The 24,601-nt window shown below is 68.6% G+C and carries 28 protein-coding genes and 1 pseudogene; 16 read left to right on the top strand and 13 right to left on the bottom strand.

Going from position 1 to position 24,601, the window contains the following annotated elements:
• Positions 1–94 precede the first annotated feature (94 nt).
• A complete protein-coding gene (locus AC07ZS_RS04010) occupies positions 95–544 on the top strand; it encodes a hypothetical protein (RefSeq protein WP_494797343.1) in 450 nt (149 codons plus the stop codon).
• Between the two features lie 168 nt (positions 545–712).
• Positions 713–1,090 (top strand): annotated as a pseudogene (locus tag AC07ZS_RS04005) (FAD-dependent oxidoreductase); the annotation flags it as partial.
• A 33-nt stretch (positions 1,091–1,123) separates the two neighbouring features.
• Here the strand turns inward: AC07ZS_RS04005 and AC07ZS_RS04000 are convergent.
• The 6 genes from AC07ZS_RS04000 to AC07ZS_RS03975 all read right to left on the bottom strand — a co-directional run bounded on the left by AC07ZS_RS04000 (position 1,124) and on the right by AC07ZS_RS03975 (position 4,840).
• On the bottom strand, positions 1,124–2,038 hold the full coding sequence (locus tag AC07ZS_RS04000; protein ID WP_494797475.1) for a LysR substrate-binding domain-containing protein: 915 nt from the start codon (positions 2,036–2,038) through the stop codon (positions 1,124–1,126).
• Positions 2,039–2,107: 69 nt separating this feature from the next.
• Positions 2,108–2,332: a hypothetical protein gene (locus AC07ZS_RS03995; protein ID WP_494797342.1), complete on the bottom strand. Its 225-nt coding sequence runs from the start codon at positions 2,330–2,332 to the stop codon at positions 2,108–2,110.
• Between the two features lie 9 nt (positions 2,333–2,341).
• Complete coding sequence (gene msrA / locus AC07ZS_RS03990) at positions 2,342–3,079, bottom strand: peptide-methionine (S)-S-oxide reductase MsrA (RefSeq protein ID WP_494797341.1); 738 nt, start codon at positions 3,077–3,079, stop codon at positions 2,342–2,344.
• Positions 3,080–3,086: 7 nt separating this feature from the next.
• Positions 3,087–3,329 carry a pentapeptide MXKDX repeat protein gene (locus tag AC07ZS_RS03985; protein WP_494797340.1) on the bottom strand — a complete coding sequence of 81 codons (243 nt, stop codon included), beginning with the start codon at positions 3,327–3,329 and terminating at the stop codon, positions 3,087–3,089.
• 96 nt (positions 3,330–3,425) lie between these two features.
• Positions 3,426–4,217, bottom strand: a complete 792-nt coding sequence (locus tag AC07ZS_RS03980; RefSeq protein ID WP_494797339.1) for a molybdopterin-dependent oxidoreductase — start codon at positions 4,215–4,217, stop codon at positions 3,426–3,428.
• Complete coding sequence (locus AC07ZS_RS03975) at positions 4,214–4,840, bottom strand: cytochrome b/b6 domain-containing protein (protein WP_494797338.1); 627 nt, start codon at positions 4,838–4,840, stop codon at positions 4,214–4,216. Before AC07ZS_RS03975 ends, AC07ZS_RS03980 begins: the two co-directional genes overlap by 4 nt.
• A 100-nt stretch (positions 4,841–4,940) precedes the next feature.
• On the opposite strand from AC07ZS_RS03975, the gene AC07ZS_RS03970 reads away from it, so the two are divergent.
• Both AC07ZS_RS03970 and AC07ZS_RS03965 read left to right on the top strand, forming a co-directional pair.
• Positions 4,941–5,666 carry a response regulator transcription factor gene (locus AC07ZS_RS03970; protein WP_494797337.1) on the top strand — a complete coding sequence of 242 codons (726 nt, stop codon included), beginning with the start codon at positions 4,941–4,943 and terminating at the stop codon, positions 5,664–5,666.
• On the top strand, positions 5,663–7,174 hold the full coding sequence (locus AC07ZS_RS03965) for a sensor histidine kinase (RefSeq protein ID WP_494797336.1): 1,512 nt from the start codon (positions 5,663–5,665) through the stop codon (positions 7,172–7,174). Before AC07ZS_RS03970 ends, AC07ZS_RS03965 begins: the two co-directional genes overlap by 4 nt.
• A 6-nt stretch (positions 7,175–7,180) precedes the next feature.
• On the opposite strand, the gene AC07ZS_RS03960 is transcribed toward AC07ZS_RS03965, so the two are convergent.
• Positions 7,181–8,224, bottom strand: coding sequence for a LacI family DNA-binding transcriptional regulator (locus AC07ZS_RS03960; protein WP_494797335.1), 1,044 nt, complete (start codon positions 8,222–8,224; stop codon positions 7,181–7,183).
• Positions 8,225–8,274: 50 nt separating this feature from the next.
• Between AC07ZS_RS03960 and AC07ZS_RS03955 the strand changes: the two genes are divergently transcribed.
• The 10 genes from AC07ZS_RS03955 to AC07ZS_RS03910 all read left to right on the top strand — a co-directional run bounded on the left by AC07ZS_RS03955 (position 8,275) and on the right by AC07ZS_RS03910 (position 16,728).
• The gene (locus AC07ZS_RS03955; protein WP_494797334.1) at positions 8,275–9,264 is read left to right on the top strand and encodes a Bug family tripartite tricarboxylate transporter substrate binding protein; all 990 of its coding nucleotides are present in this window, start codon (positions 8,275–8,277) and stop codon (positions 9,262–9,264) included.
• 131 nt (positions 9,265–9,395) lie between these two features.
• Positions 9,396–10,784: an ATP-binding protein gene (locus tag AC07ZS_RS03950; protein ID WP_494797333.1), complete on the top strand. Its 1,389-nt coding sequence runs from the start codon at positions 9,396–9,398 to the stop codon at positions 10,782–10,784.
• 1 nt (position 10,785) lies between these two features.
• Complete coding sequence (locus AC07ZS_RS03945) at positions 10,786–11,145, top strand: response regulator (RefSeq protein WP_494797332.1); 360 nt, start codon at positions 10,786–10,788, stop codon at positions 11,143–11,145.
• 2 nt (positions 11,146–11,147) lie between these two features.
• The gene (locus AC07ZS_RS03940) at positions 11,148–12,491 is read left to right on the top strand and encodes an ATP-binding protein (RefSeq protein ID WP_494797474.1); all 1,344 of its coding nucleotides are present in this window, start codon (positions 11,148–11,150) and stop codon (positions 12,489–12,491) included.
• The gene (locus AC07ZS_RS03935; RefSeq protein ID WP_494797331.1) at positions 12,488–12,925 is read left to right on the top strand and encodes an ATP-binding protein; all 438 of its coding nucleotides are present in this window, start codon (positions 12,488–12,490) and stop codon (positions 12,923–12,925) included. Before AC07ZS_RS03940 ends, AC07ZS_RS03935 begins: the two co-directional genes overlap by 4 nt.
• A 15-nt stretch (positions 12,926–12,940) precedes the next feature.
• The gene (locus AC07ZS_RS03930; protein WP_494797330.1) at positions 12,941–13,285 is read left to right on the top strand and encodes an STAS domain-containing protein; all 345 of its coding nucleotides are present in this window, start codon (positions 12,941–12,943) and stop codon (positions 13,283–13,285) included.
• On the top strand, positions 13,282–14,169 hold the full coding sequence (locus AC07ZS_RS03925) for a patatin-like phospholipase family protein (protein ID WP_494797329.1): 888 nt from the start codon (positions 13,282–13,284) through the stop codon (positions 14,167–14,169). Before AC07ZS_RS03930 ends, AC07ZS_RS03925 begins: the two co-directional genes overlap by 4 nt.
• Positions 14,169–15,377 carry a PP2C family protein-serine/threonine phosphatase gene (locus AC07ZS_RS03920; protein ID WP_494797328.1) on the top strand — a complete coding sequence of 403 codons (1,209 nt, stop codon included), beginning with the start codon at positions 14,169–14,171 and terminating at the stop codon, positions 15,375–15,377. The genes AC07ZS_RS03925 and AC07ZS_RS03920 overlap by 1 nt, the downstream gene beginning before the upstream one ends.
• Entirely contained in the window at positions 15,374–15,877 is a 504-nt protein-coding gene (locus tag AC07ZS_RS03915) for a GNAT family N-acetyltransferase (protein ID WP_494797327.1), read from the top strand. Before AC07ZS_RS03920 ends, AC07ZS_RS03915 begins: the two co-directional genes overlap by 4 nt.
• A gap of 95 nt (positions 15,878–15,972) precedes the next feature.
• On the top strand, positions 15,973–16,728 hold the full coding sequence (locus tag AC07ZS_RS03910; protein ID WP_494797326.1) for an FkbM family methyltransferase: 756 nt from the start codon (positions 15,973–15,975) through the stop codon (positions 16,726–16,728).
• Between the two features lie 4 nt (positions 16,729–16,732).
• Here the strand turns inward: AC07ZS_RS03910 and AC07ZS_RS03905 are convergent, their stop codons facing one another.
• The 6 genes from AC07ZS_RS03905 to AC07ZS_RS03880 all read right to left on the bottom strand — a co-directional run bounded on the left by AC07ZS_RS03905 (position 16,733) and on the right by AC07ZS_RS03880 (position 21,936).
• The gene (locus AC07ZS_RS03905) at positions 16,733–18,424 is read right to left on the bottom strand and encodes an alkaline phosphatase family protein (protein ID WP_494797325.1); all 1,692 of its coding nucleotides are present in this window, start codon (positions 18,422–18,424) and stop codon (positions 16,733–16,735) included.
• Positions 18,421–19,026 carry a YceI family protein gene (locus AC07ZS_RS03900; RefSeq protein ID WP_494797324.1) on the bottom strand — a complete coding sequence of 202 codons (606 nt, stop codon included), beginning with the start codon at positions 19,024–19,026 and terminating at the stop codon, positions 18,421–18,423. Before AC07ZS_RS03900 ends, AC07ZS_RS03905 begins: the two co-directional genes overlap by 4 nt.
• A 3-nt stretch (positions 19,027–19,029) precedes the next feature.
• Complete coding sequence (locus AC07ZS_RS03895; RefSeq protein ID WP_494797323.1) at positions 19,030–19,809, bottom strand: CDP-alcohol phosphatidyltransferase family protein; 780 nt, start codon at positions 19,807–19,809, stop codon at positions 19,030–19,032.
• 89 nt (positions 19,810–19,898) lie between these two features.
• Entirely contained in the window at positions 19,899–21,551 is a 1,653-nt protein-coding gene (locus AC07ZS_RS03890; RefSeq protein WP_494797322.1) for a hypothetical protein, read from the bottom strand.
• A 123-nt stretch (positions 21,552–21,674) separates the two neighbouring features.
• Positions 21,675–21,803, bottom strand: a complete 129-nt coding sequence (locus AC07ZS_RS03885; RefSeq protein WP_494797321.1) for a hypothetical protein — start codon at positions 21,801–21,803, stop codon at positions 21,675–21,677.
• On the bottom strand, positions 21,793–21,936 hold the full coding sequence (locus AC07ZS_RS03880; protein WP_494797320.1) for a hypothetical protein: 144 nt from the start codon (positions 21,934–21,936) through the stop codon (positions 21,793–21,795). Before AC07ZS_RS03880 ends, AC07ZS_RS03885 begins: the two co-directional genes overlap by 11 nt.
• A gap of 290 nt (positions 21,937–22,226) precedes the next feature.
• Between AC07ZS_RS03880 and kdpA the strand changes: the two genes are divergently transcribed.
• Together kdpA and AC07ZS_RS03870 are read left to right on the top strand one after the other, a co-directional pair.
• Positions 22,227–23,954, top strand: a complete 1,728-nt coding sequence (gene kdpA / locus AC07ZS_RS03875) for a potassium-transporting ATPase subunit KdpA (protein ID WP_494797319.1) — start codon at positions 22,227–22,229, stop codon at positions 23,952–23,954.
• 11 nt (positions 23,955–23,965) lie between these two features.
• Positions 23,966–24,601 (top strand): P-type ATPase actuator domain-containing protein (locus AC07ZS_RS03870; protein WP_494797318.1); only part of this gene is annotated, 636 nt, incomplete at its 3' end.

The raw sequence follows: 24,601 nt of genomic DNA, 5'->3' as shown, positions 1-24,601 counted from the left end.
CCGGTTCGCATCGATGTCGTAGGAGCCGCCGAAGCTCACCACGCGCGGTCGCGCGAGGTATTCTTTGTGGCGCGCGGCGCAGACTGGTGTCGGCATGGCGCAACTGGAGGTCCCGCTGCACATCCTGCTGGTGACCTTCCAGGCGATGAAGCTCAGCGGCCTTGCGTGGCCGATCGTCTCGGAGGACGTGCAGGAGACGTGCATGCAGCGCTTGACGGCACGCGCCCGCTTCAACGAGGGACTGCCGGGCGAACTGGCCGACCAGGTCGTGCAGCAGTTCTGCGATGAGCACCCCGAGCGCTATCTGCTCGCCTTCGTCTACGGATACCTCGGTGAGAACGACTTGCTGGGCGTGTGCACCGACGCCGAGAAGTACCTGATGCTGGCGCTCTCAACCTCATGGAGTGCGTCGCCTTCGCCGCATCCATGCCCCTGTCTGGCAAAACATGAAGAACATCGAGGCACTGATCGACGACGGCGGCGAGATCACGGTCGGCGCGATCGCATCGATCCAGTGCGCCGCCACTGCCGCCGACGGCTCTAACGCGCTGGCCATGCTGGTGAGGCGCGAAGGTGAGACGCTCAACGCATTGCTCAAGCGCCTGGACAAGGCCATCGCCAAGTTCTACGAAGACGGCGAGCCTACCGACGAGATCAACGGCCCTGCCGGTTGAAAACGTCGCCGTCAACATGGGACGGCAGGACGCTCACCAAGACCGCTGTCACACGATTCGATGACCGCATCCGCGTGGGCGGCATGGCCGAGCTGTTCCCGGGCGGCGACCTGCCGGCCGCCAGCGTCTGCACCGGCCTGCGCCCGATGACGCCCGACAGCACGCCCATCGTCGGCGCCACGCCGCTGGCCAACCTGTTCCTCAACACCGGCCACGGCACGCTGGGCTGGACGATGGCCTGCGGCAGCGGCAAGCTAGCGTCAGACTTGCTCACTGGCCAGCGCCCCGAGATTCGCTCCGACGGGCTGGATTTGGCTCAATACCTTTGCGCCGGGGCGCTGTCCTGTCTGATCCGCAAAACGAGCCAGTGTGAGTGGCTGCGGCTGAAGGGTAGAAGTCCACCGGCCCTGTGCTGAACGACCTCATCGGCGCTCGCGCAAGGCGAGCCTTCATGCTGAGAGCAACTGCATCCGCGCGTTGTCAAAGCGCTTGCACTCGGCCCTGAGCCAATCCGCAAACGCCCTCACTCGCGCATCGTCCGAAAGCCTGCACAGCAAGACGTAGCGCGCGGGCGCCGGTACATGCCTGCCGAGAACCTTGACGAGGCGGCCGCTCGACAACTCTTCGCAGACCAATGAACTGCGGATGACGGCGATGCCTTGGTTGTTCAAGGCCGCGCCAATCGCCAAAGCTGACAGGTTATATCGCGGCCCCATCAGACGCGCCTTCCATGAAGGGTGCAGACCCTCCGCCCAGGTTCGCGCCTCTATGAACTCGGGCGCGCCGTCCCACGCCTCTGCATCGTCGACCAGCACGACGCCATCGGGACACATGCCTGCGGTAATGCCGGGATGCTGCGCCAAATAGGCGGGCGTGGCGACGGCCACGAGGTATTCATCCAGGATGGTCTCGGCGTGAAGATGAGCGTAATCGATGGGGTCGTAGCGCACTGCCGCTTCGATGCCTCCCTCCTCCATGGTCACTCGGTCGAGGAACTGGTACTCGGCGGTCAGGCGCAATGTGATCTGGGGCTGCTCATGCTGAAAAGCCGAGAGACGCGGCATCAACCACTGCAGGGCGAAGGAGGGCAGACAGCTGATCTGCAGCGGCGTATCCCACACGGCGAGTTGTTTGAGCGTCTGGTCGATGCCGTGCAGCGCCTTGGTGGTTGCCGTCCAGAGCGTTGTGCCCTTCGCTGTGAGCATCAGTCCGCGCGCTTGGCGATCGAACAGTCGGTAGCCCAGCCGTTCCTCCAGGTGGCGAATTTGCTGGCTGACGGCGCTCTGGGTGAGGTTGAGGGCTGCGGCCGCCTTGGTGAAGCTCAGCAGGCGGCCCGCCTCTTCAAAGCAGCGCAAGGCGCCCAGGCGGGGTTCACGCGTGCCGGCGTTGGGCTGACGATGGAAGTTTTCTCCGGTATCCTGAGGGTTGATTGATCATGGTGTTGAAAGCGTTGCCATCCCGCAAATCGCTCCATCTCCCGCGTCAGCAAAAGATCTGCGCTTCTGACGGTAAAAGCGACGGTAAGGCCCCATGTCGATCACAGCCAATCCCTTTAACCATGCGGGTTTGGGGGGCCTGTTGATGATGGAGTGGGAATGACGCCCGGATCGAAGCTCATTTAAAGCATCAAAAACCCCATGCAGATCAATGATCTGCATGGGGTTTTGTTATTTTGTTGAGCCCACCAGCACCGGTGTGGCCCGGTAGCGTTCGGGGAAAAGACGCTTCAGGTTGTCCACCTTGGGCAGGTCGTTGACGACGATGTAGGGCTGCCTGGGGTGCAGGGTCATGTAGTCCTGGTGGTAGGCCTCGGCCTCGAAGAAGGGCTTCTCCCGCTCGATGGTGGTGGCGATGGGCTGGCCGAAAACGCGCGCCCGGTCGAGCTGCGCGATGTAGGCCTTGGCGATGCGGGCTTGCTCAGCGGTCTGCGCGAACACGGTGGAGCGGTATTGCGTCCCCCGGTCGGGCCCCTGGCGATTGAGCTCGGTCGGGTTGTGCGCCACCGAAAAATAGACCTGCAGGATCTGCCCGAAGCTGATCTGCTGCGGGTCGAACGCAATGCGCACCGCTTCCGCGTGGCCGGTGCGGCCGGTCCCGATGGCCTCGTACTTTGCGGTGCTGGCATCGCCTCCCGCATAGCCCGAGACCGCCCGGGTCACCCCCTTGAGGTGCTGAAACACCCCCTGCACGCCCCAGAAGCAGCCCCCGGCGAGCACCGCGGTTTCCGAGGCGGCCTGGCGGGCGGCCGGGCCGCTGTCGTCCGCCGGGGGCGGGATGACGACCGCCTCTTCGGCCGCGCGGGCCGGGAGCACCTTCCAGGCCGCCGCCCCCAGCAGCGCCAGGGCGGCGAGCGTGGCGGCGCGGCGCGACAGGCCGGCGGTGCCGGGTTCGAGCGATCGGGTCATGAGGGCCTCACTTCTTCATCTCGTCTTTTTTCATCATGCCATCGCCCTTGGCCATGCCGTCCTTGCCCATGCTGTCTTTTTTCATGGCGTCTTTGGACATCGGGTCTTTCTTCATCGCATCCTTGGCCATGGTGTCCTTGGTCATCGCGTCCTTGGCCATGCCGTCCTTCTTCATTTCGTCGGCGGCGGAGGCCGAGGCCGATCCCAGGGCGATGAAGGTGGCGAGCAGGGTGGTGGTGAGCTGGTTCATGTCGGTTTCCTTGGGTCTGAGTTGTCTTGAGAAAAATGGCGCGGTTCGTCCAGAATCCGGCCTCGCGTGTCAGGGGCGATGAGGGCCGCAGGCCGCTCAGCTGCCTCCGAACCAGTTGTAGCCCTGGTCTTCCCAGTAGCCGCCAGGGTGGACGTTGGTCACGTAAATCGCCTGGATGTGTTTCGGGTTTTTGTAGCCCAGCTTGGTGGGCATGCGCAGCTTCATCGGGAAGCCGTACCTCGGCGGCAGGGGCTGGCCGTCGAAGGTCAGCGCCAGCAAGGTCTGCGGGTGCAGGGCGGTCGGCATGTCGATGCTGGTGTGGTAGTCGTCCGCGCACTTGAAGCCGACGTACTTCGCGCCCGTGTCGGCGCCCACGCGCTGGAGAAAGTCGGCGAAACGCACGCCGCCCCAGCGGCCGATGGCGCTCCAGCCTTCCACGCAGATGTGGCGCGTGATTTGGTCGTGCTGCGCCATGGCGCGCAGTTCGGCCAGCGTCCAGCGGCGGTGGTCGGCCACCAGGCCCGCCACTTCGAGCCGGTAGCTCGCCTCGTCGACCGTGCGCACCTCGTCCTCGCCGTAGTAGGCGTTGAACGGAAAGGGGCGCGTGATCATCGAGGCCGGGTAGGTCGGCGCCAGCCGCGCCGGGTCGAAGATCAGGCCCTGCACCTGGTCGTTGAAGCGCGAGATGGCGCCGAGCGCGGCTTCGACGCCCTCGTGGTCGCTGATGCTGCAGCCGGTGAGCAGCGACAGCCCGCCCAGCGTCAGGGAGCGCGTGAGGAAGGCCCGTCGGGCGGGCAGCTCGATCTTGCGGGCGATCAGGCGGCGCGCCTCGGCGAGGGCGGCTTCGGCGTCGACGCCGGGGAGGGGCGGGCGTTGGAGGATTTTCATGAGGGCTTTCCTGCACGGCCGCTGAGCATGGTCAGCAGCGTGCGTGGCACGAGGGCGACCATCGCCAGGTGCAGCGCCACGAAGGCGACCAGGGCGGCCATGGCGACGAAATGGATGCGGCGGGCGAACTCGTAGCCGCCGAGCAGTTCGCGCAACAGGGGGAACTGCACCGACTTCCACAGCACCAGGCCCGAGAGCACCAGCAGCACGATGTCGAGCATCACGAACAGGTAGGCCAGGCGCTGCACGCTGTTGTAGTGGCGCGGGTCGGCGTGCGAGAGCCGGCCTCGCAAGGCCGCCCGCGCGTCGCGCCAGACGCCGGCGATCGACAGCGGGAAGAACTTGCGCCGCAGCCGGCCGCTGAAGAGGTTGAGCGCCAGGTACGCCAGACCGTTGACCACCAGCAGCCACATCGCGGCGAAGTGCCACTGGATCGCGCCGCCGAGCCAGCCGCCCAGCGTGATGCCGTTCGGAATCTCGAAGGGAAAGAAGGGCGAGGCGTTGTAGATGCGCCAGCCGCTGGTCACCAGCAGCAGCACCGCCAGGGCGTTGATCCAGTGGGCCAGGCGCACCCAGCGCGGGTGGATCGGCTGGCGGCTGGCGGGAGTGGCGGGGTGGTCCATGGGGCGGATTGTTGGGCGCACCCCATCACCGAATCCTCACGAAATGTTCAATTAATCGTGACAACTTCCGGTGGCGGATGGCGAGACAATGGCCCGACCTATGGAAACCTCTCCCCGCGTGCTGATCGTCGAAGACGATGCCCACATCGCCGAGCTGTTGCGCATGCACCTGCGCGATGAGGGCTACGCCGTCACGCATGCGGCCGACGGCGACGCCGGCGTGCGCGAGCTGGAGCGGGGGAGCTGGGATGCGCTGGTCCTGGACCTGACGCTGCCCGGCGTCGATGGCCTGGAAATCTGCCGCCGGGCGCGGGCCATGGCGCGCTACACGCCCATCATCATCACCAGCGCGCGGTCGAGCGAAATGCACCGCATCCTGGGGCTCGAGCTTGGGGCCGACGACTACCTGGCCAAGCCCTTTTCGGTGCTGGAGCTCGTGGCCCGGGTGCGGGCGCTGCTGCGCCGCACCGAGGCGATGGCGCGCAATGCCCGCCTCGAATCGGGTCGCCTCGAACTCGGCAACCTGGGCATCGACCCCGTGGCCCGCGAGGTGCAGCTCGATGGCCGGCCGATCGAGCTCACGCCGCGCGAATTCGACCTGCTGTACTTCTTCGCACGCCACCCGGACCGGGTGTTCTCCCGCCTGGACCTGCTCAACCAGGTCTGGGGTTACCAGCACGACGGCTACGAGCACACCGTCAACACCCACATCAACCGCCTGCGCATGAAGGTCGAGGCCGACCCGGCCGTGCCGCGCCGCATCCTGACCGTGTGGGGGCGGGGCTACAAGCTGGCGGGCGGCGGCTCCGAAGAGGCCGGCCCATGAGATGGCCCGGGCGCTGGCCCCTTTCGCGCCGCCTGTCCGCCGTGTTCGTGGCGCTGCTGCTGGCGTGCAGCGGTGTGTCGATCGGCCTGCAGATGGCCGCGAGCGAGCGCCACGGGCAGGAGGTGACACAGCGACTCTCCCTCGGCCTGGCCGCGCACATCGCGGGCAACCCGGAGCTGATGCGCAGCGACGGCCTGAACGAGGCGGCCGTCCGGGCGCTTTTCGACCAGCTGATGGCCGTCAACCCCAGCGTGGAGGTCTACCTGCTGAATCCGCAAGGCCGCATCGTGGCCCAGGCGGCGCCGCCGGGGCACCTGAAGCGCGACCGGGTCGACCTGGCGCCGGTGCAGCGGCTGCTCGCAGGCGGACCCTTGCCCGTGCTGGGTGACGATCCGCGCGGCGATGGCGAGCGCAAGGTGTTCAGCGCGGCGCCCATGACCGTCAACGGACGGGATGCGGGGTACGTCTATGTGGTGCTGTCGGGGGAGGCGCGCGAGGCCCTGGTGGCGAACGCCACCGCCAGCAACGCGCTGCGCACCTTGCTCTGGTCCATGGCCCTGGTGGTGCTGCTGGGCGCCCTGGCGGGTGTGGCCGCGTTCCACCTCATCACGCGGCCGCTGCGCGAGTTGACCGGGGTCGTGCAACGGTTCGAGCGCGACGGTGTGGCATCGATGCGGCAGGCCGCGCCCGCCCTGGACCGGCTGGCCAGCGACGGCGGTGACGAGATCGGCACACTGGCGCAGGCCTTCCGCCAGATGGCGCAGCGCATCGCCGAGCAATGGCGCGAGCTGACCGCCCAGGACCAGCAGCGCCGCGAACTCTTCGCCAACATCTCGCACGACCTGCGCACCCCGCTGACCTCGCTGCACGGCTACCTCGAAACGCTGCTGATGAAGGCCGACTCGCTGCCCGAGGCCGATCGCCGCCGCTACCTGGAGATCGCGCTCGGACAGAGCCGCAAGGTCGGCCGCCTGGCGCAGGAACTCTTCGAGCTCGCGCGGCTGGAATACGGCGTGGTCCAACCCGACAAGGAGCGCTTCGCTCTGGCGGACCTGGTGCAGGACGTGTTCCAGAAGTTCGAGCTGGCGGCCCAGGCGCGCCGCCAGCGCCTGGTGCCGGAGATCGCCCCGGGCCTGCCGGTGGTCAACGCCGATCTGGGGATGATCGAAAGGGTGCTCACCAACCTGCTCGACAACGCCATTCGCCACACACCGGAAGGCGGGGAGATCGCCGTGCGCCTGCTGCCCGACGGTGAGGGCGTGCGGGTGGAGGTGAGCGACACCGGCCCCGGCATTCCCCCGGAACTGCAGCCCGTGATCTTCACGCGGCCGGCCTTTGCCTCCGGCGGCGAGCGCGGCGGTGGCCTGGGGCTCATGATCGTGCGGCGCATCCTCTTGCTGCACGGCAGCGACATCCGCCTGGTCAGCGGCGCCGGGCGCGGTGCGGTCTTCTCGTTCGGCCTCGGGCCGTCGGGATTCGGCGAGACCGAGCGCCGGCCGTTCGAGTGAGGGGCGTCAGGCCGAATCGCGCAGCACCAGCTCGAAGGGTTGCTCGAACCCCCGGCCTGGTTGCGCGGCATCGGGTCCGTCCAGCCGTGCGATGAGCAGGTCGGCCGCCAGGCGGCCAATGGCTTGTTCGGAGCGGCGCACCGTCGTGAGCGCGGGGTGCAGCAGGTGCGCGGAGGGGATGTCGTCGAAGCCTGCCACGGCCACGTCCTCGGGGATGCGCCGCCCCGCCGCCCGCAGTGCGGACATGGCCCCGATGGCCAGCAGGTCGTTGGCGGCGAAGACGGCGCTGCAACGGAAGTCGCCGGCCAGTTCGGCCGTCATCGCGCGCGCGCCGGCCGCCTGGGAGAAATCATCGGCGGCGATGGTGCGGGCGGTCAGCCCGGCCTGCCGCATGGCGGCGCGATAGCCGCGCAGGCGCTCGGCACCCGGGCCGAGCGGGGCGCACAGCATGGCGATGCGCTGGTGGCCTTTGTCGATCAGGGTCTGTGTCATGGCCTGCGCGGCGGCGGCGTTGTCGATGTAGATCTTGTCGATGGTGCGCGAGGGCTTGTGCGCCTGGCTTTCGAGTTGCACCACGGGCAGGTGTCCCCGCATGGCCTTCAGCAGCTCGGCTTCCTGCACATGGAAGAACACCGCCATCACGCCGTCCACATGCCCTTGCGACAGCCATTGCAGCGCCCGCAGCTCGCGCTCGGGGGCGCCGTCGGTGTCGAAGATCATGGTGTCGTAGCCCGCCGCGTCGGCGGTGGACTGGAACCCGCGGATCAGGGCCGGGTAGGTCGGGTTGGTGATGTCGGGCACGATGCAGGCCAGCGTGTGCGTGCGCGCGGACTGCAGGTTGCGGGCCATGCGGTTGGGCACGTAGCCGAGCCGCTTCGCGGCTTCCTGGATGCGCTCGCGCGCTTCGGCGGACACGGTGGACGGCTCCACGCCGTTGAGCACCAGCGACACGGAGGTTTGCGACAGGCCGGTGGCCAGGGCAATGTCGCGCTGCGTCGGCCGTTTCAGCGCGGCCGCGGGCACAGCTGGGCCATTTTTGGGCGTCTTCATCTCGGGTTGCCATCCATAATGCGTATTGGCATTTTGCACGCCATTGCCCCATGAATCTTTCGCGCCGCGCATTCGCTCTTTCGGGCATGGGGGCAGCTTCGCTGGCTGCGCTGCCCCATGGGGGCGCCCAAGCGCGCACCCACCCGCTCACCGTTCTGGTCGCGCAACCCGCCGGCGGGGTGACGGATGCCTTCGCCCGTGCCCTGGCCCCGGCGCTGGGCCGCGGGCTGGGGCGCGCGGCGGTGGTGGAGAACGTCAGCGGGGCCAGCGGCTCCATCGCCGCCAACCGCCTGTTGGCCGCCGCGCCCGACGGCTCCACGGTCTTCATCGGGTCGCCCTCCGAGACCGTGCTGGCACCGCTCACGCTGCGCGCCGTGCGCTACCAACCCACGGACTTCCGCCTGCTGGGCCTGGTCAACGATTCGCCGCTGGCGCTGTACGCACGCACCGATCTGCCGGCCGACAACCTGGACGAACTCGTGGCCCTGGCGCGCCGGGGAGGCGAGCGGCCGATGAGCTACGGCAGCACCGGGCAGGGTTCCCTGTTCCACCTCGTGACGGACATGCTGCTGTCCAGTGCCGGCATCGAGGCCATGCACGTGCCTTACCGCGGCGGCATGCCCATGCTGGCCGATCTGCGCAGCGGTGCGATCGACTTCACCCTGCTGCCCGTGGACGCGCTGCTGGGCAGCCTGGTCGCCGCCGGCCACATGAAGGTGCTGGGCGTTTCGTCCGCGCAGCGGCTGGACCGGTTTCCCGCCGCCGCGACCTTCGACGAAAGCCGGCTGGCGCCGGCCTTGGGTCACCCCAGCATCTGGGTCGGCGTGCTCGTGCCCGCCGCGATGGACGCGGGCCTCAGCGCGCGCCTGCACCGGGTCGTGGTGGAGGCGCTGGGCAGCGCGGAGGTGGGCCAGGCCGTCCTGGCCGTCGGCGGGCGTGTGCCGCCCCGGATGTCGCTGCAGGATGCCGCGCGGTTCTACGCGGCGGACGCCCTGAAGCTGCAGGCGCTGGCCAAGGCCGCGCGCGTGAAGCCCCTGTAATCCTTCAACCGCAGATTGCCTGTCGGTCGTCTGCTTGAAGCCTAGTCATAATACGTATTACAATGCGCACCGACCTCGCGGACAAGTGGGGCTCAGGGAGGATTTCGCTTCATGAACAACCGGGCTTCGCCTTGAGCACCGTCTTGCAGGAACTGTCGCTCTCCGAGCTGCCGCCGCGCGTGCACCCCACCGTGCGCCTGGACTACGGTCTGCGCATCGGCGGGCACGGCTTCTTTGTGGCCGTGGCCTTGTCGGTGCTGCAGCTGCGACCCATACCCACCGGCATCCTGGCGCTGATCTGCGCCATCGCCTTGCTCTGGCCGCACCTGGCGTACGCGATCGCCAGCCGCTCGCGCGACAGCAAGGGCGCCGAGCAGCGCAACCTGCTGGTGGACAGCTTCCTGATGGGCGTGTTCACCTTGCTGACCGGCCTCGATCTCTGGATCGGCGTGGTGTCGTTCACCGCCATCAACGCCGCCAACCTGAGCATCGGCGGGCTGCGCCTGGGCCTCCTGGGCGCCGGGTGCTTTGTGTTCGGCCTGCTGGTCACGGGGCTGCTCGCCGGTTTCGAGGTGCAACCGGTCTCGCTGCTGGCGCAGGCCATGACAGCGCTGGCCGTGGTGGCCTACACCGCCGCGTTCGGGCTGGCCTCGCATTTCCAGACGCGCCATGCCATCGGTGCCAAGCGCGAGCTGCGCGCGCGCAACGAGCTCATCGAGCAACAGAAGCAGGATCTGGAGAACGCCCGGGAAGTGGCCGAACAGGCGCGCGAACAGGCCGAGGCCGCCAACCTCACCAAGAGCGCCTTTCTGGCGAACATGAGCCACGAGCTGCGCACGCCGCTCAATGCCGTCATCGGCTACACCGAGATGCTGGAGGAGGACTTCGCGGACCGGGGCGAGCTCGATGCCGAGCTCGCCGACCTGGGCCGCATCAAGGGCGCCGCGCGGCACTTGCTGCAGATGATCAACGACGTGCTCGACCTCTCGAAGATCGAGGCCGGCAAGATCGAGTTGCACGTCGAATCCTTTGAGCTGGCCGCGCTGATCGACCAGGTGATCTCGACCACCCAGCCCTTGCTGGCGGTCAACCGCAACACCCTGCAGGTGCATTGCCCGCCGGGCCTGGGCCGGATGCAGTCCGACCTGACCAAGCTGCGGCAGGTGCTGATCAACCTGGTGTCGAACGCCGCCAAGTTCACCCAGGACGGCCGCATCCGGATCGACACCACGAGCGGAGTCGACGAGGAGGGCGGTGCCCTGGTGGTGTTCGAGGTTCGGGACACCGGCATCGGCATGACCCCTTCGCAGCTCGGGCGCCTGTTCCAGCCCTTCGTGCAGGCCGACGCCGAAACCACGCGCAAGTACGGCGGCACCGGCCTGGGGCTGGCCATCAGCCGCCGCCTGTGCCGGCTGATGGGCGGCGATGTGACCGCCATGAGCACGCCGGGCGAGGGCAGTCTGTTCCGTGCCACCGTGCGGGCGCGCCTGCCCCTCGCCGACACCGCCACGGCGGACTGACATGCCCAGAATCCTGCTGGTCGAAGACAACGAACTCAACCGCGACATGCTGTCGCGGCGCCTGCTGCGGCGCGGCTATGAGGTGGTGATGGCCTTCGACGGCTCGCACGCCCTGAACGCGGCCGCCAGCACCCGGCCGGCCCTGATCCTGATGGACATGAGCCTGCCGGTCATGGACGGCTGGGAGGCCACCCGCCGCCTCAAGGCCCATCCCGAGCTGTGCGCGATCCCGGTGATCGCGCTCACCGCGCACGCCATGGAGGGGGACCGCCAGCGCGCACTGGAGGCGGGCTGCGATGACTTCGACACCAAGCCGATCGAACTCGAACGCCTGCTGGCCAAGATCGAGGGGCTGCTGTGACGATGGCGCTGCCGGGCCTGGCCAAGGCGCCCCGGCGGCTCTACGGCGGCGTGCGCGTGAACTACCCGGTGCGCATCGGCGCGCACCTGGCCGCCGGCCTGCTGCTCGGCTCGGTCTTTGCCCTGCAGCCACCGGCCACGCTGTGGTGGGCGCTGGTGGTCATGCTGACCTGGCCGCACATCGCCTACTGGCTGAGCTGCCGTTCCAGCGACAGCCGGCGCAGCGAGATGCGGGCCTTGCTGATCGACTCCTTCCTGATCGGCGTCTACGGCGGGCTGTCCGGCCTCAACCCCTGGATCATCGTCGCGCTCGGCGGTGCCATGCACGCCTCGAACCTCGGGTCGGGCGGCGGGCGCCACGCGGTGCGCGGCGTCGTGGCCATGGTGATCGGCATCGCCACGGGCGCGGCCGCGAACGGCTTCGAGTTCCGGCCCGACACCTCGTTGACGACGATTGCGCTCTCGGCCGTGGCCGCGGCGATCTACCTCTCGCTGTTCGGCCACGCGATCCACGCCGAATCGCTGCGCACGGCCCGCACGCGCGCGGCCCTGGAAGAGCGCAACCGCGAGATCGAGGCCCAGGCCGTGCACCTCGAACAGGCACGGCAGGAAGCCGAACAGGCCAACAAGGCCAAGAGCGCTTTTCTGGCCAACATGAGCCACGAACTGCGGACGCCGCTCAACGCCGTGATCGGTTATGCCGAGCTGCTCGAAGAAGAGCTGGCCGACAGCGCGCCTTCCGAAGCCCGTGCCGACCTGGGCCGCATCACGCAGGCGGCCAAGGACCTTCTGGCGATGATCAATGCCGTGCTCGATCTGACCCGGCTGGACGCCAACCGGGTCCGGCTCCAGCTGGAGGACACCGATCTGCGCGGCCTGCTGTCCTCCGTCGAGGCGGCCGTGCAGCCGCTGCTGAAGGCCAACGGCAACCGGCTGCAGGTGGACGTGCAGCCGGGCCTGGCGCTGGTCCATGCGGACGCGCTGCGCCTGCGGCAGGTGCTGATCGCGCTGGTGTCCAACGCCGCGAAGTTCACGGCCCGGGGCCAGGTCCGCCTGCGCGTCTTCACGCGCGAGCGCGAGCCCGGTGCACCCGTGCTGCGCTTCGAGGTGGAGGACACCGGCATCGGCCTGAGCGCCGAAGAGATCGGCCGGCTGTTCCAGCCCTTTCTGCAGGCCGACGAGGGCACCACACGCGCCTTCGGCGGCAGCGGCCTGGGTCTGGCGATCAGCCGCCGCCTGTGCCGCCTCATGGGGGGCGACATCGAAGTCGCCAGCACACCGGGCCAGGGTTCCTGCTTCACCGCCTGGCTGCCCCAGCCGGTCCCGCCGCCGGAGCACGGCATATGAGCCGCATCGAGTGCCCGGCGGAACCGGCCCACCTGCCGGCGCTGCTGGCGCTGGTGACGGACCTGTGCCGGCGCGAGCGCATCGACGACACGACCTGCCACGACCTCCGGCTCATCGTCGAAGAAGCCTGTGTCAACGTCATGCACCACGCCTACCCGGCGGGCCGCCCCGGCCCCCTGGCGCTGGAGGCCCGGATCGTGCGCGACGGCGGTCCGCACCGCATCGTGTTCACCCTGGAAGACCAGGGGCGGCCCTTCGATCCGCTGTCGGTGGCACCCGCGGACACCGGCGCCGGCGTCGAGGCGCGCGCCCCCGGGGGGCTGGGTGTGCACCTCATCCGGCAACTTTCCCACCGGCAGCACTACCAGCACCACCCCCTTCGGGGCAACGTCTTCACCATCGAAAAACACCTGGCGCCGTCCACTGCGCCCTGACCCCGGAGAACACCCATGCAGATCACCCTCACCCCCCACGACGCGATCGCCGTGCTGGCCATCACGGGCAGCATCGACAGCCTCAACGCCGACGAACTGGCTCAGCGCTTCGCCCAGGCCCAGGCTCAGGGCCACGTGCGCCTGGTGGCGGATTTCTCGCTGGTGAACTACACCAGCAGCGCGGGCCTGCGGTCCCTGCTGGGCGCGGTCAAGAGCTGCCGCCTCGGCGGCGGTGACCTGCGCGTGGCCGCCGTGCAGCCGCAGGTGAACCGCGTTCTGGAGATCGCAGGGTTCACCAGCATCCTCAACATCTACCCCGACGTGCGCCTCGCCGTGGAGAGCTTCACGGAGGCCGCATGACGCGCGCGTCGATCCAGGGCCCCGCCGTCACGCTGGTGATCGGCTCGGGCAGCGTCAAGTGCGCCGCCGCCATCGGCGTCGTGAAGGCGCTGGCCGACGCCGGCATCGGCGTCGAACGCGTGGTCGGCTGCAGCGGCGGCGCGCTGTTCGCCGCCGGGGTGGCCCTCGGCTTCGATGCGGCGAAGATGACGGACATCACCGTGCGCACCTGGACCCGCAAGATCACGTCCAAACGCAACCACATGGGTTTTCTGCGCCTGCTGGCGCCCGGGCTGTTCGGCTTTCGTCCCGACAGCTTCGGCCTGCGCGACGACGCCCCGATGCTCGCCGCCTTTCGCGCCGTGTTCGGGCAGCAGCGCATCGAGGACATGCCCATTCCGCTGCACATCACGGCCACCGACTTCATGAACGGCGAGCTGGTGGACATCTCCCGCGGCGACCTGGTCGATGCGATCCGGGCCAGCGCCTCGCTGCCACTGGCGTTCGCGCCCGTCAAGCTGGGCGACCGGCTGCTGATCGACGGCTACATGGCCGATCCCTTGCCCGTGAGTGTGGCGATGAAGAACGGCGGCCGCGTGATCGTGGCGGTGGGTTTCGAGAGCCCGTACCAGAACAACATCCGCAGCGCCGGGCGCTTCGCGGCGCAGCTCAGCGCCATCCTGGCGAACAACCTGCTCAAGTCGCGCCTGGCCTTCCAGAGCGCGGCGCACCATTCCGAGATGATCCTGATCCTGCCCGAGTTCAAGCAGCGCGTGGGCCTGTTCGACACCGCCAAGGTGCCCTACATCATCGAGGAGGGCGAGCAGGCCGCCCTGCAGCAATTGCCCTACCTGCACGCCTTGCTCAATGCGGAGCGCGAGCGCCGCGAGGCTGTCGCGGTCTGATGCCCACGCCCGACGCCCCGTTGAAGGAGCCGCCGGAGCGCCCGATGCGCATTCTGGTGGTCGACGACCTGGCGCTCAACCGCGACCTGCTGGCGCGCCGCATCCAGCGCCTGGGCCACGAGGCGGGCATCGCCGTCAACGGGCGGGATGCGCTCGAACAGCTGGACCGGCAGGACTGGGACCTGGTGCTGCTCGACATCACCATGCCCGAGATGGACGGCTACGAAACCCTCAGCCGCATCCGGGCCAGCCCGCTCTCGGCGCAGTTGCCGGTGGTGATGGTGTCGGCCATCGACGAAACCGAGAGCGTCGTGCGTTGCCTGGAACTGGGCGCCGACGACTACCTGCCCAAGCCGTTCAACCCCGTGGTGCTGCAGGCGCGCATCGAATCCTCGCTGGCCAAGAAGCGCCTGCAGGACCACAAGAGCCAGCTGCTGCAGGCGCTGTCGCGCGAACTGCAGATCGGCCAGCGCATCCAGCAAGGCTTTCTGCCCCTGCAGTTGCCAGGCCTGGCGGGCTGGTCGCTGGGCGCGAGCTGCACGCCGGCCCGGCAGGTGGGCGGCGATTTCTACGATGCCTATGTGCTGCCGGGCGGCGCGCTGGCCATCGTGGTGGCCGACGTCTGCGACAAGGGTGTGGGGGCGGCGCTCTACATGGCCCTGTTTCGCACGCTGCTGCGTGCCATGGCGACCCAGGCGGCGCCCGACGAGCCGCTGCCGCAGACGCTGGTGCGCAGCGTGGCCTTCGTCAACGACTACATCGCCGGCGTGCACGGGCACGAGAACATGTTCGCCACCGTGTTCTTCGCGCTGCTGGAGCCCGACAGCGGGCGCCTGCACTACCTCAACGCCGGCCACGAAGCGCCCTATGTCCAGCCTGCGCAGGGCGCCAGCCCGGTGCGGCTGGGCATCACGGGCCCCGCCGTGGGGCTGGAAGCCGGCAGGCGCTGCACCGTCGAGTCCCTCACGCTGCAGCAAGGCGATGGCCTGCTCGTGTACACGGACGGAGTGAGCGAGGCCTTGGGCGCTTCGGGGCCTTTCGGTGAGGCGGCCTTGGGGCGGGCGCTGAGCGGCGACGTCGCCTGCGCGCAGGGCCTGGTCGACGCTGTGCGCACGCAGCTCGCCGCGCATGTGGGCGGCTTCGAGCCCCATGACGACGTGACGCTGTTCTGTCTGGTGCGCGAACCTTCGGAAAGGATCGGGGCATGAACACCGTCCAACGGCCCACCGTCTTCGTGCGCCGGGTGCGCACGGAAGATTCTCAGACCATGCGAGGCTTCGTGCAGGGCTTGAGCGCCCCGTCGCGGCGCAACCGTTTTCATGGCAGCGTGAACGGCGCCTCGCCCAAACTGATTGCCTATCTGGTCAACGCGGACGGCGTGCGCCACGCGGCCTGGGTGGCCTGCATCTGGGGCCCGGACGGCGAGGAAATCATCGGCGAGGCGGGCTGGTTCGTCGTCGATCCCGAGCGCGGCAGCGCCGAGCTGGCCCTGAGCGTGCTGGACGGCTGGCAGGGCTCGGGGGTGGCGAACCGCCTCATGACCACGCTCATGGCCGGCGCGCGCGAAGCCGGCCTGAGCCACCTCTATGGCGACGTGCTCGACATTAATCTGCGCATGCTCGCTTTCATGCGCAGGCACGGCCTGGAGCCCGGGCTCGACGAGCCGCCCGACCGCGGCGTGGAGCGCGTGAGCTGCGTGCTGCGCTGAAGAGACCGACCGCAGACGAAGCTGCTATTCTGGGTCGAGGAGGGACATGGCATGTCGATCCAATGCGCCTTCACGCCGCACGTGCGGGGCCCGGGATGAGCGCGTTCGACCGCCGGCTCGGCCTGCTGCGCTCTTTCCTGGTCTACCGCGCCATCCCCTGGCGCGGCGTGCAGTTGCGCCGTTTCTACCGCCGCTTTCTGCCGACGGGTGGCCTGGCGTTCGACGTCGGCGCCCACGCCGGCAACCGCGTGGCGGCCTTTCGCCGGCTCGGCGCACGGGTGGTGGCACTGGAGCCGCAACCCGATTTCATCCGGATGCTGCGGCACCGGTTCGACCACGATGCGCAGGTGACCCTGCTGCCGCAGGCGCTGGGCCGCGCGCCCGGCGAAGCGCGCCTGATGGCCAGCCCGCGCACCCCCACCGTGGCCACGCTTTCCACCGACTTCGTGCAGCGCGCCGGCGCGGCGCCGTCGTTCCGGGGCGTGCGCTGGCAGGCCGGGCCGCTGGTGTCCGTGACCACGCTGGACGCGCTGATCGCCCGGCACGGCGTGCCCGATTTCGTGAAGATCGATGTCGAAGGCTTCGAGCTGGAGGTGCTCATGGGCCTGAACCGACCCCTGCCGGCGCTGTCCTTCGAGTTCGTGCCGGCCGTGCGCGACGTGGCGCTGGGCTGCATCGACCGGCTCGAATCGCTGGCCGGGCCCGGGCGCTACCGCTACGCCGTGTCGTTGGGCGAGCGGCAGCGTCTGCTGAAGCCCGAAGGCGAGGATGCCGAGGCCATGCGCGGCTGGTTGCAAGCCTTGCCGGCGGACGCACCCTCGGGCGACGTGCATGCCTGGCTCGCAACCTGAGCGTTCAGGTCCCGGGATGCCGGGGGCTCGCGGGTGCGCCCACGTGCTCGACGCCCTGCGCCTCGTGCGCCGCGGGCGCGTTGAACACCGCCAGCAGCACCCCGGTCAGCCGATGCATCGGCCCGAGCGCCTCCTCGGGCGGTGTGAGGCCGGGCACGAACCCGCTGCCCAGCAGGCGCTGCAGCAGGGCGCGGTCCTCGCTGATCACGTGCACCGGCACGTCCCACGACACCGAAGGCCCGCTCACCAGCGCCGGCGGCTGGTGGTCGCCGACCACCACCATCACCATCGGCCGGGCCGAGCGCTGCCTCAGGTCGTCGGCCAGCCAGGCGTGCTGGTAGCGCAGGCTCTCCAGGTAGGGCTGCAGGGGCTCGCGCACCGCCAGCGGGGCGGCCTGCGCGGCGGTGGCCTGCGCCGGTGTGTAGGTGAGGGGGCCGGTGAGCCGCGAGCCGCCGGACACGAAGGGCGCCAGCGGGTGAAAGGGCGCGTGCGTGCCGGTGGTCGGGAACACCACGAAGCGCGGTGCGCGATCCGCGGTGGGCGTGAGTTCCTGCATGTGCAGCAGCGCCAGCGCCGCCTGGTCGGGGATGCGCCAGTAGCCGAAGTCGGGCCCGGTGTAGCCCAGGTCGGCGTCCTTCGCGAGGCGGTCGAAACCGTAGAAGGCGCCTTCGGGCCAGGGGCGCTTGAGGCCCGGCATCCAGCCCACGGTGCGGTAGCCGTGGCGCGCGAAATGGCGCACCAGCGTGGGCCGGTCGCTGGTGAGCAGCAGGTCGTGGTCGCCCGGGTCGCGCGTGTCCACGCCCGCCAGCAGCGCGGCGTGCGAGAGCCACGAGGCGCCGCCGACGGTGGGCGCCGTCACGCTCGCGCTGACCACGGCGCGCCCGCCGGCGTGGATGGCTTCGTCCAGTGCGGCCCGCGCCGCCGCGAGCCCGGCGGCCTGCTCGGGCCGGTCGAAGCTGACCATGCCGTAGGACTCGGCGAACACCAGCAGCACGTCCGCCGGACCTTGCGGCCCCACCAGCCCGGAGAGGTCGCCCTCGAAGGCCGGGCTCGCGCCCAGCGCGGCCTCGGCCGAGGCCGGCCACGCCACGCGCGCCAGCAGCTCGCCCTGGTGCAACAGCGTGGGCGTGAGCGGCAGCGAGAAGAACCAGCGCGTGTCGCGTTCGCCGGGCACGTAGGCGGCAAAGCTGAGCGTGCAGGCGGCCGCCGTGGCCAGCAGCCACGGCCGCGGGCGCTCCCAGGCCAGGCACTGCGCCAGCACCCCGATCGCGCGGCGCACCAGGGCCACCAGCAGCACCGCACCCAGCGGCAGCGCCAACGCCAGGGCCCACAGCTGCCAGGCGGGCAGGGTCTGGGTGGCCAGGTGCAGCAGTTCGGCGGCGTGGCGGCCGTCCCAGTACAGGTTGACCGGCCGGCCCAGCACGGCCGGGGCGGTCACGTCCGCGTAGCGCACCAGCACGAGGCACACGAAGCCCAGGGCCAGCGCGGTGGCCGCGCGCGCCGGGAGCCGGCCGCGCCAGCGCACCCAGCCCATCAGCGCCACCACCGCCAGGCACAGCTCGAACGACAGGCGCGGCATGCTGCGCACGCCGAAGCCCGGCCAGCGGTTCTCGAAGGTCCACAGCGCGTTCAGCAGCGCGAACGCCAGGCCGAAGCGCAGCAGCCACGGGAGCCACCGCGGCGGCGCGTCGCTCACTGGCGCACCGCTTCAAACTCGATGATCAGCGGCACCTCGTCGCCGACCCAGCCGTTGGACACCGCGTAGTTCATGCCGTAGGTGCTGCGCTTGAAGCTGCCGCGCGCGGACACGCCCATGGTGTAAGGCTTGCGCAGCGGCCCGCCCATGGGCGACTCGGCGCTCTTGTTCCAGGTCGCCTGCAGCGTGAGAGGCAGGGACTTGCCCAGCAGTTCCAGCTGGCCGTTGATCTCGAAGTTGCGCTCGCTGGTGCGCTTGGCGCTGCCGGCGGTGAACACCATGCGCGGAAACTCGCCGCTGTTCAGGAAGTCCGGGCCCTTCAAGTGATCGTCGCGCTTGCGCTGGTTGCTGAAAACGCTGGCCGTCTCCACCTCGATGCGCACGTCCGACAGCGTGGCGGTGGCCTCGTCGAAGCGGTAGCTGCCGCGCGCCGAGCGGAACATGCCGAGCACCTTGGCGTAGCCGATGTGGTCCACCAGAAAGGCCACGGTGATGTGGTCGGGGTCCAGCTCGTATTTGGCCGCCTGGGCATGTGCGGGCGCGGCGGCCAGCAGGTGGGCGCAAAGCGCCAGCGGAAGGAGGAAGGCGGAGGAAGTGCGCATGGCTCAGGTCTCCAGGAGGGTGGGGCGCTGCCGCGCCAGGGTCCGGACGTCGATCGCGAACGAAAGGCTCAGCAGGGCCAGGCTGAACGCCGCCAGCGAGGCCGCCAGCCAGGGCGGCACGATGGGCCCCAGGCAGATGATGAGCGCGGTGATCTGCACCACGCACACCGTCTGGCGGCGCCGGCTCGGCGGCAGCGCGCCGGCCAGCCAGGGCCAGGGCCGGGATGCGGCCACGAAGGCATAGCGCATCAGCCCCGAGGCCAGCACCCAGGGGCCGGCCTGGCCGGCCTGCAGCACCAGCGCGCACAGCACCAGGGTGAAGGCCGCGTCGGTCTCCATGTCGAAGCGGGCGCCGAAGGCGCTGGCCAGCCCGCTGCGCCGGGCCAGCGCGCCGTCCACCGCGTCGAGCAGGGCCGTGGCGGTGGCGATCACCACCAGCCACCAGGCCGCCGGGGCCATCGACGGCAGCGGCGGGCGGGGCAGGGCTTCGCCCACCAGGGCCGCGAGCAGCGACATGGACCCCAGCCGCCACAGCGTCACGCGGTTGGCGGGGCCGAAGCGCGGGTGAGGGTGGTGGGCCAGGGCGCGCCACACCAGCCAGGCGCCCAGGCCATAGATCAGCCCGGTCTTGGCCACGTAGTCCAGGCCCAGCCCACCCGCCGCGCCCAGCGCCGTGGCGAGCACGCCCACCAGGGCGGCCCCCACCGCCAGATCGCGCGCGGCGTCACGCCGCAGGCCGACGGGGCCCGAGGGGGAGGCGATCGAAGCTCCGGTGGTCTTCATGGGCGGTTCCTGCGATCATGGCACGCTCCTCCTTCCGACACCACCTTGGCCGATTCGTTCACCGGGGCCGACGGCCAGGCGACAAGTCCTCAATCCCCCGTGCGCCGCCAGACCAAGCCCAGCGCCTTGAATTTTTGCCAGGCGTTGGTGCGCTCATCTGAAAGCACGTCCAGAAAATCGGACAGGCGTTTTGACTTGACCATGGTGTAAATGGTCAGAGAGGTGGTCAACACGAACACGAGGATGAAAATCCCCAGCTTGCGGCCCATGGGCGCATCGGCCTCGGCCAGCAGATTCATGCCCAGGAAGCCCGTGGTCACGGTGCCGATCAGGCCGAAGATGGTCACGACGGTCAGGCGCACGACGGTGTTGGCCTGACGGCGCAGGCTGTCAGCGTCGAGGTACTGGTTCATCTCTCCAATGCGCTCCTTGACCTCCGTGTACAGCGGGTCCAGACCGAGATGGTGGGCGCACAGGTGAAACAGGGCGCGCACCTGGGCCTGCTCGGATACCTCGTGAAACCAGTACCGGTGCGTGAAGCGCAGAAAACCGGCAAAGCTGTCGCGGATCGTGCGCTTGAAACGTCGCACGCTGGTCGCGTCGGCAATGTCCAGGTTTTTCAGGGCCTCGGCCAACCGGTCCGAAAACATCAGCAGCGCCGCCTTCTGGAAATGCGCGATCAGGAACAGCAGGAAGTGCTGGTGCCGGAACTGCGCCAGCACGCCCCGGTCACGGCAGACATAAAACGGGCTGTTGGCGTCGCCCAGCACCAGCAGCGAATGGCCACTGCACACATAGCGCGTGTTGGGAGCGGCACCGCTGTTGCTCCAGAAGCGGTCATAACAGTAGCGCTTCTCGAAGTCGGCCAGGTGCTCCTCGGCATAGGGCAGGCTGGACTCGTCGCTTGAGGTGGCGGCCCCGGTCACCAGCCCGAGACGGATGATGTCGTTGCGGCTCAGTGCCCGCGGATCGTCCAGCGCCAGAAAGGCCAGTTGCGGCATGCGGTAGTACTCGATCTGGCGATAGCGCAGGCGCCCTGTCCGGTCGGAATGGTCGCTCACCAAGGGCTCCAGCAGCCAGGCCCAGTGGGCGGCGATGCGTGGGGCGCGGTGGCTGCTGACATGGGCCATGAAGAGGTCGCGCTGGTTGGCGTCGGATCGGGCGAGAACCTGCCCGGCGGCGTCCAGCCACTCGGCGCTGTACAGGCAGTGCTGCGCATGGCCATCCGCATCCCATCCGGCGGGGTAGCCACGGCCGAAGCGGTAAAGCAACTCCTGAGCCTGGGCCAGCGTCAGGTCGCGGGCGCTGACCTCGACATTGAGCAGCACCAGATCCAGATCGAGAAAAAAATAAAGGTCGACGTGGACGATGTCGAGCGTGATGGGTGGAGCGCCGGGATGCAGCACCGCTCGCACGGCGCTGACGTCGCTGCGCCTGAACACCCGCATCGGCGAGCCCGTCGCGCGGCTGCCCTCCTGGCTGCGTCCTTCGCCGTACAGGAAACGCTGCACATAGGGCAGAAAGGTCACGAATTCGTTGTAGTGGCGTTCGTGGAAACGACTGCTGTCGCCCGTGAATTCATCCACCACCTCGCGCCAGGGTGAGGCCTCGCCCATGTCTGCCAGCAGTTGCCAGGGTTTGGCGTGCTGGCCCTCGGAGCCCCGCACCGGCATCAGGCGCAAGGGCCACAACAGAACCTGGCGAAACGCACGCACGCAGGCGGTAGGGGACTCAGCTGACATCGGGTGGCCTTTGGTCTGAACCACGGTTCCGCGCAATGCGCTTGCAGCGCGAGCACCGTGCGCTGAATGATAGGGGCTTCGACCGCCATGGCATGAGCATCTGCGCTCACTTTCAAGGCGTGCTCATGGACCGTCGAAAAATCGCTTGCAACGCTTGCGCAACTCGGGCAGGTTGATGAGCAGCCATGCGAACAGCATGGGAAGCACCAGGGAGAGCACGGCCAGCAGGGCGTGCATCCAGTCACTGGTCATGAGCCACGCTCGATTTCTTCACGCCGCGCTGGTGTTCTTTCCACTCGATCGCACCGCCCAGCAAGCGAAAAAGCGCGACGAAGCAGACGGCGACGAGAGAGATGAAGAGGATGTCTTGAAGAAACTGAGGCATGGCGCAGGCAGCCCGTAGAAAGAGGGTTGGACGTTAGTCCGGCACGGCGCGGTGCGCCGTAAATTCACCATAAATTCTGGACAGGGAAGCGCGCCAAACGCACTGGCCGCGGGCGCTTCCAGCGGCGCGTGCGTTTGGAATTTACGCATAAGTTATGTCGGCTCCCGCGGTTCGGCCGAATACTTTCCGCTGGCAATTTCGCCATTCGTTCACGCACAACAACATGCGCCTCAAGCTACGCACGTCCATGGTGGTCGCTGCCGCACCGCTCTCCCTCGGAGTGCTCCATCATGGTTGAGTCCCTTCTTCTTCTCGCACTGCTCGTGGCCTTCGGCTGGCCTCTCGGGCGTTATCTGGCCGCGGTCATGCGCGGCGATCCCATGCGCAGCGACGTGCTGTTCGGCTGGATCGAACGGCCCATCTATGCCGTGCTCGGCACACGTCCCGGCGTCGGCATGAGCTGGCGCGGTTACGCCGGCGGATTCCTGCTCTCCAATCTGTTGCTGGCCATCGTGGTCTGGGTGATCCTCATGACCCAGGCCTGGTTGCCACTCAACCCGGACGGCATTCCCAACATGAGCTGGGACCTGGCGCTGCACACCATGGTCTCGTTCCTGACCAACACCAACCAGCAGCACTACTCGGGTCAGGCGCAGCTGTCCTACCTGGCGCAGATGACGGGCATTGTCGGACTGCAGGTGATCACGCCCGTGATGGGGCTGGCGGTGGTCGCGGCCACCCTGCGCGGCCTCTTCGGCGGCCGCCAGGCCATGGAACGCAGTGCAGAAGGTGCGGTGACCGCGCCTGCGGACGTGATCGACGTCGGCAACTACTGGGCCGATGTGGTCCGCGCGACGCTTCGCTTCGTGCTGCCCCTGTGCCTGGTGTGGTCGGCGTTGCTGACCTGGCAAGGCGTGCCGGCGACGTTGGCCGCCGGCCCTGTCGCCACGCCCGTTGAGTCCACGGCCGAGTTCAAGGAGCAGAAGATCCCGCTGGGCCCGGTCGCTCCCATGGTGGCCATCAAGCAGCTCGGCAGCAACGGTGGCGGCTGGTACGGCCCCAACAGCGCTGTGCCGCTGGAGAATCCCACGCCCCTGTCGAACTTCCTGGAAACCCTGGCGATCTGCCTGATTCCAGTGAGCATCATTTTCATGATCGCGCCGTTCACGGGGCGCCGGAAGTTCGGCGCGATGGTGTTCGGCACGATGCTGGCCATGTCCGTGGTTTCCGCGGGCCTGTCCCTGTGGTCGGAGGGCCACTCCGCGACGACCACCGACATCGCCCTGATGGAGGGCAAGGAAGTCCGCTTCGGTGTCGAAGCCTCCGCTTTGTGGGCTTCGGTGACCACCCAGGTGAACAACGGCTCGGTCAACTCGATGCTCGACTCGACAGCGCCGCTGACCGGCATGATGTCGATGGTCAACATGCTGATCAACGCCATCTGGGGGGGCGTGGGCTGCGGGCTGCAACAGTTCATCATCTACCTGTTGCTTTCCGTCTTCCTCGCGGGCCTGATGACCGGCCGCACGCCGGAGCTGTTCGGCCGCAAGATCGAAGGGCCCGAGGTCAAGCTGCTCGCCGTGCTGGTGCTGCTGCAGCCGCTCGTCATCCTGGGCTTCACGGCCGTCACGCTGGCCGTGCCCAGCCTGACCGGCAACTCCAACCCGGGCTTCCACGCCATCAGCCAGGTGTTCTACGAGTACCTCTCGGCCTTTGCCAACAACGGCTCGGGTTTCGAGGGCCTGGGCGACAACACGCCCTGGTGGAACGTGAGCTGCGCGATCGTGCTGGCGCTGGGCCGCTTCCCCGCCCTCGTGATTCCGCTGGCCATCGCCGCCATGCTGGCAGCCAAGCGCCGCGCGCCCGAAGGCGCTGGCACGCTGCACGTTGAAACGCCGACCTTCGCCCTGACGCTGATCGGCATCGTCGTCATCCTCACCCTGTTGCAGTTCATGCCGGTGCTGGTCCTGGGCCCTGTGGCCGACCACCTGTTGCTGACCGATCTGCTGGCTCGTTGAAGGGAGTCCATATGAATACCACACATGCAAATTCGTCGGCAGGTACAGGCCAAAGTCTGAAGCCCGCGCTCATTGATTCGTTCAAGAAACTCGCTCCGCAACACGCCATTCAGAACCCGGTGATGGCCGTGGTGTGGCTGGGAACCGTCGTCACCGCCGTGGCGACGATCGCGGGCTGGACCACTGCCGGTTTCGGCTGGGCGGTCACGTTCATCCTGTTCGCCACGGTGCTGTTCGCCAACTTCGCCGAAGCGGTCGCCGAGGCCCGCGGCCGGGGCCAGGCCGCCTCGCTGCGCCGCGCACGCAAAGACCTGGTCGCGCGCCGTCTGTCTTCGTCGGGGCGCGAGCACGCTGTGCCCGCGGCGGAACTCAGGCCCGGCGATCTGGTGGTGGTCGAGGAAGGGCAGTTGATCCCTGCCGACGGGGAGATTGTCGAGGGCCTGGCGACCATCAATGAGTCCGCGGTCACGGGTGAATCTGCTCCGGTGCTGCGCGAGGCGGGCACCGATCGATCGGGTGTGATCGGCGGCACCAAGGTGCTGTCTGACCGCATCGTGCTGCGCGTCACGGCTGAGCCGGGTCACAGTTTCCTGGACCGGATGATCGCGCTGGTCGAGGGTTCCAATCGGCAGAAGACGCCCAACGAG

The organism is Hydrogenophaga sp. GW456-12-10-14-TSB4, from assembly GCF_059424305.1.
The sequence above is the reverse complement of the archived record's forward strand: the minus strand, read 5'-3'. Positions and strand labels throughout refer to the sequence as shown.

Bases quoted from the DNA above. Each gene is read 5' to 3' on its own strand.
- AC07ZS_RS03935 (WP_494797331.1), top strand. From the start codon at position 12,488: ATGAGCCGCATCGAGTGCCCGGCGGAACCGGCCCACCTGCCGGCGCTG.
- AC07ZS_RS03930 (WP_494797330.1), top strand. From the start codon at position 12,941: ATGCAGATCACCCTCACCCCCCACGACGCGATCGCCGTGCTGGCCATC.
- AC07ZS_RS03915 (WP_494797327.1), top strand. From the start codon at position 15,374: ATGAACACCGTCCAACGGCCCACCGTCTTCGTGCGCCGGGTGCGCACG.
- AC07ZS_RS03920 (WP_494797328.1), top strand. From the start codon at position 14,169: ATGCCCACGCCCGACGCCCCGTTGAAGGAGCCGCCGGAGCGCCCGATG.
- AC07ZS_RS03980 (WP_494797339.1), bottom strand. From the start codon at position 4,217: ATGAAAATCCTCCAACGCCCGCCCCTCCCCGGCGTCGACGCCGAAGCC.
- AC07ZS_RS03925 (WP_494797329.1), top strand. From the start codon at position 13,282: ATGACGCGCGCGTCGATCCAGGGCCCCGCCGTCACGCTGGTGATCGGC.
- AC07ZS_RS03975 (WP_494797338.1), bottom strand. From the start codon at position 4,840: ATGGACCACCCCGCCACTCCCGCCAGCCGCCAGCCGATCCACCCGCGC.
- AC07ZS_RS04010 (WP_494797343.1), top strand. From the start codon at position 95: ATGGCGCAACTGGAGGTCCCGCTGCACATCCTGCTGGTGACCTTCCAG.
- AC07ZS_RS03940 (WP_494797474.1), top strand. From the start codon at position 11,148: ATGGCGCTGCCGGGCCTGGCCAAGGCGCCCCGGCGGCTCTACGGCGGC.
- AC07ZS_RS03880 (WP_494797320.1), bottom strand. From the start codon at position 21,936: ATGCCTCAGTTTCTTCAAGACATCCTCTTCATCTCTCTCGTCGCCGTC.
- AC07ZS_RS03955 (WP_494797334.1), top strand. From the start codon at position 8,275: ATGAATCTTTCGCGCCGCGCATTCGCTCTTTCGGGCATGGGGGCAGCT.
- AC07ZS_RS03960 (WP_494797335.1), bottom strand. From the start codon at position 8,224: ATGAAGACGCCCAAAAATGGCCCAGCTGTGCCCGCGGCCGCGCTGAAA.
- AC07ZS_RS03995 (WP_494797342.1), bottom strand. From the start codon at position 2,332: ATGCAGATCATTGATCTGCATGGGGTTTTTGATGCTTTAAATGAGCTT.
- AC07ZS_RS03965 (WP_494797336.1), top strand. From the start codon at position 5,663: ATGAGATGGCCCGGGCGCTGGCCCCTTTCGCGCCGCCTGTCCGCCGTG.
- AC07ZS_RS03985 (WP_494797340.1), bottom strand. From the start codon at position 3,329: ATGAACCAGCTCACCACCACCCTGCTCGCCACCTTCATCGCCCTGGGA.
- AC07ZS_RS03885 (WP_494797321.1), bottom strand. From the start codon at position 21,803: ATGACCAGTGACTGGATGCACGCCCTGCTGGCCGTGCTCTCCCTGGTG.
- AC07ZS_RS03900 (WP_494797324.1), bottom strand. From the start codon at position 19,026: ATGCGCACTTCCTCCGCCTTCCTCCTTCCGCTGGCGCTTTGCGCCCAC.
- kdpA (WP_494797319.1), top strand. From the start codon at position 22,227: ATGGTTGAGTCCCTTCTTCTTCTCGCACTGCTCGTGGCCTTCGGCTGG.
- msrA (WP_494797341.1), bottom strand. From the start codon at position 3,079: ATGACCCGATCGCTCGAACCCGGCACCGCCGGCCTGTCGCGCCGCGCC.
- AC07ZS_RS03945 (WP_494797332.1), top strand. From the start codon at position 10,786: ATGCCCAGAATCCTGCTGGTCGAAGACAACGAACTCAACCGCGACATG.
- AC07ZS_RS03895 (WP_494797323.1), bottom strand. From the start codon at position 19,809: ATGAAGACCACCGGAGCTTCGATCGCCTCCCCCTCGGGCCCCGTCGGC.
- AC07ZS_RS03910 (WP_494797326.1), top strand. From the start codon at position 15,973: ATGAGCGCGTTCGACCGCCGGCTCGGCCTGCTGCGCTCTTTCCTGGTC.
- AC07ZS_RS03970 (WP_494797337.1), top strand. From the start codon at position 4,941: ATGGAAACCTCTCCCCGCGTGCTGATCGTCGAAGACGATGCCCACATC.
- AC07ZS_RS03890 (WP_494797322.1), bottom strand. From the start codon at position 21,551: ATGTCAGCTGAGTCCCCTACCGCCTGCGTGCGTGCGTTTCGCCAGGTT.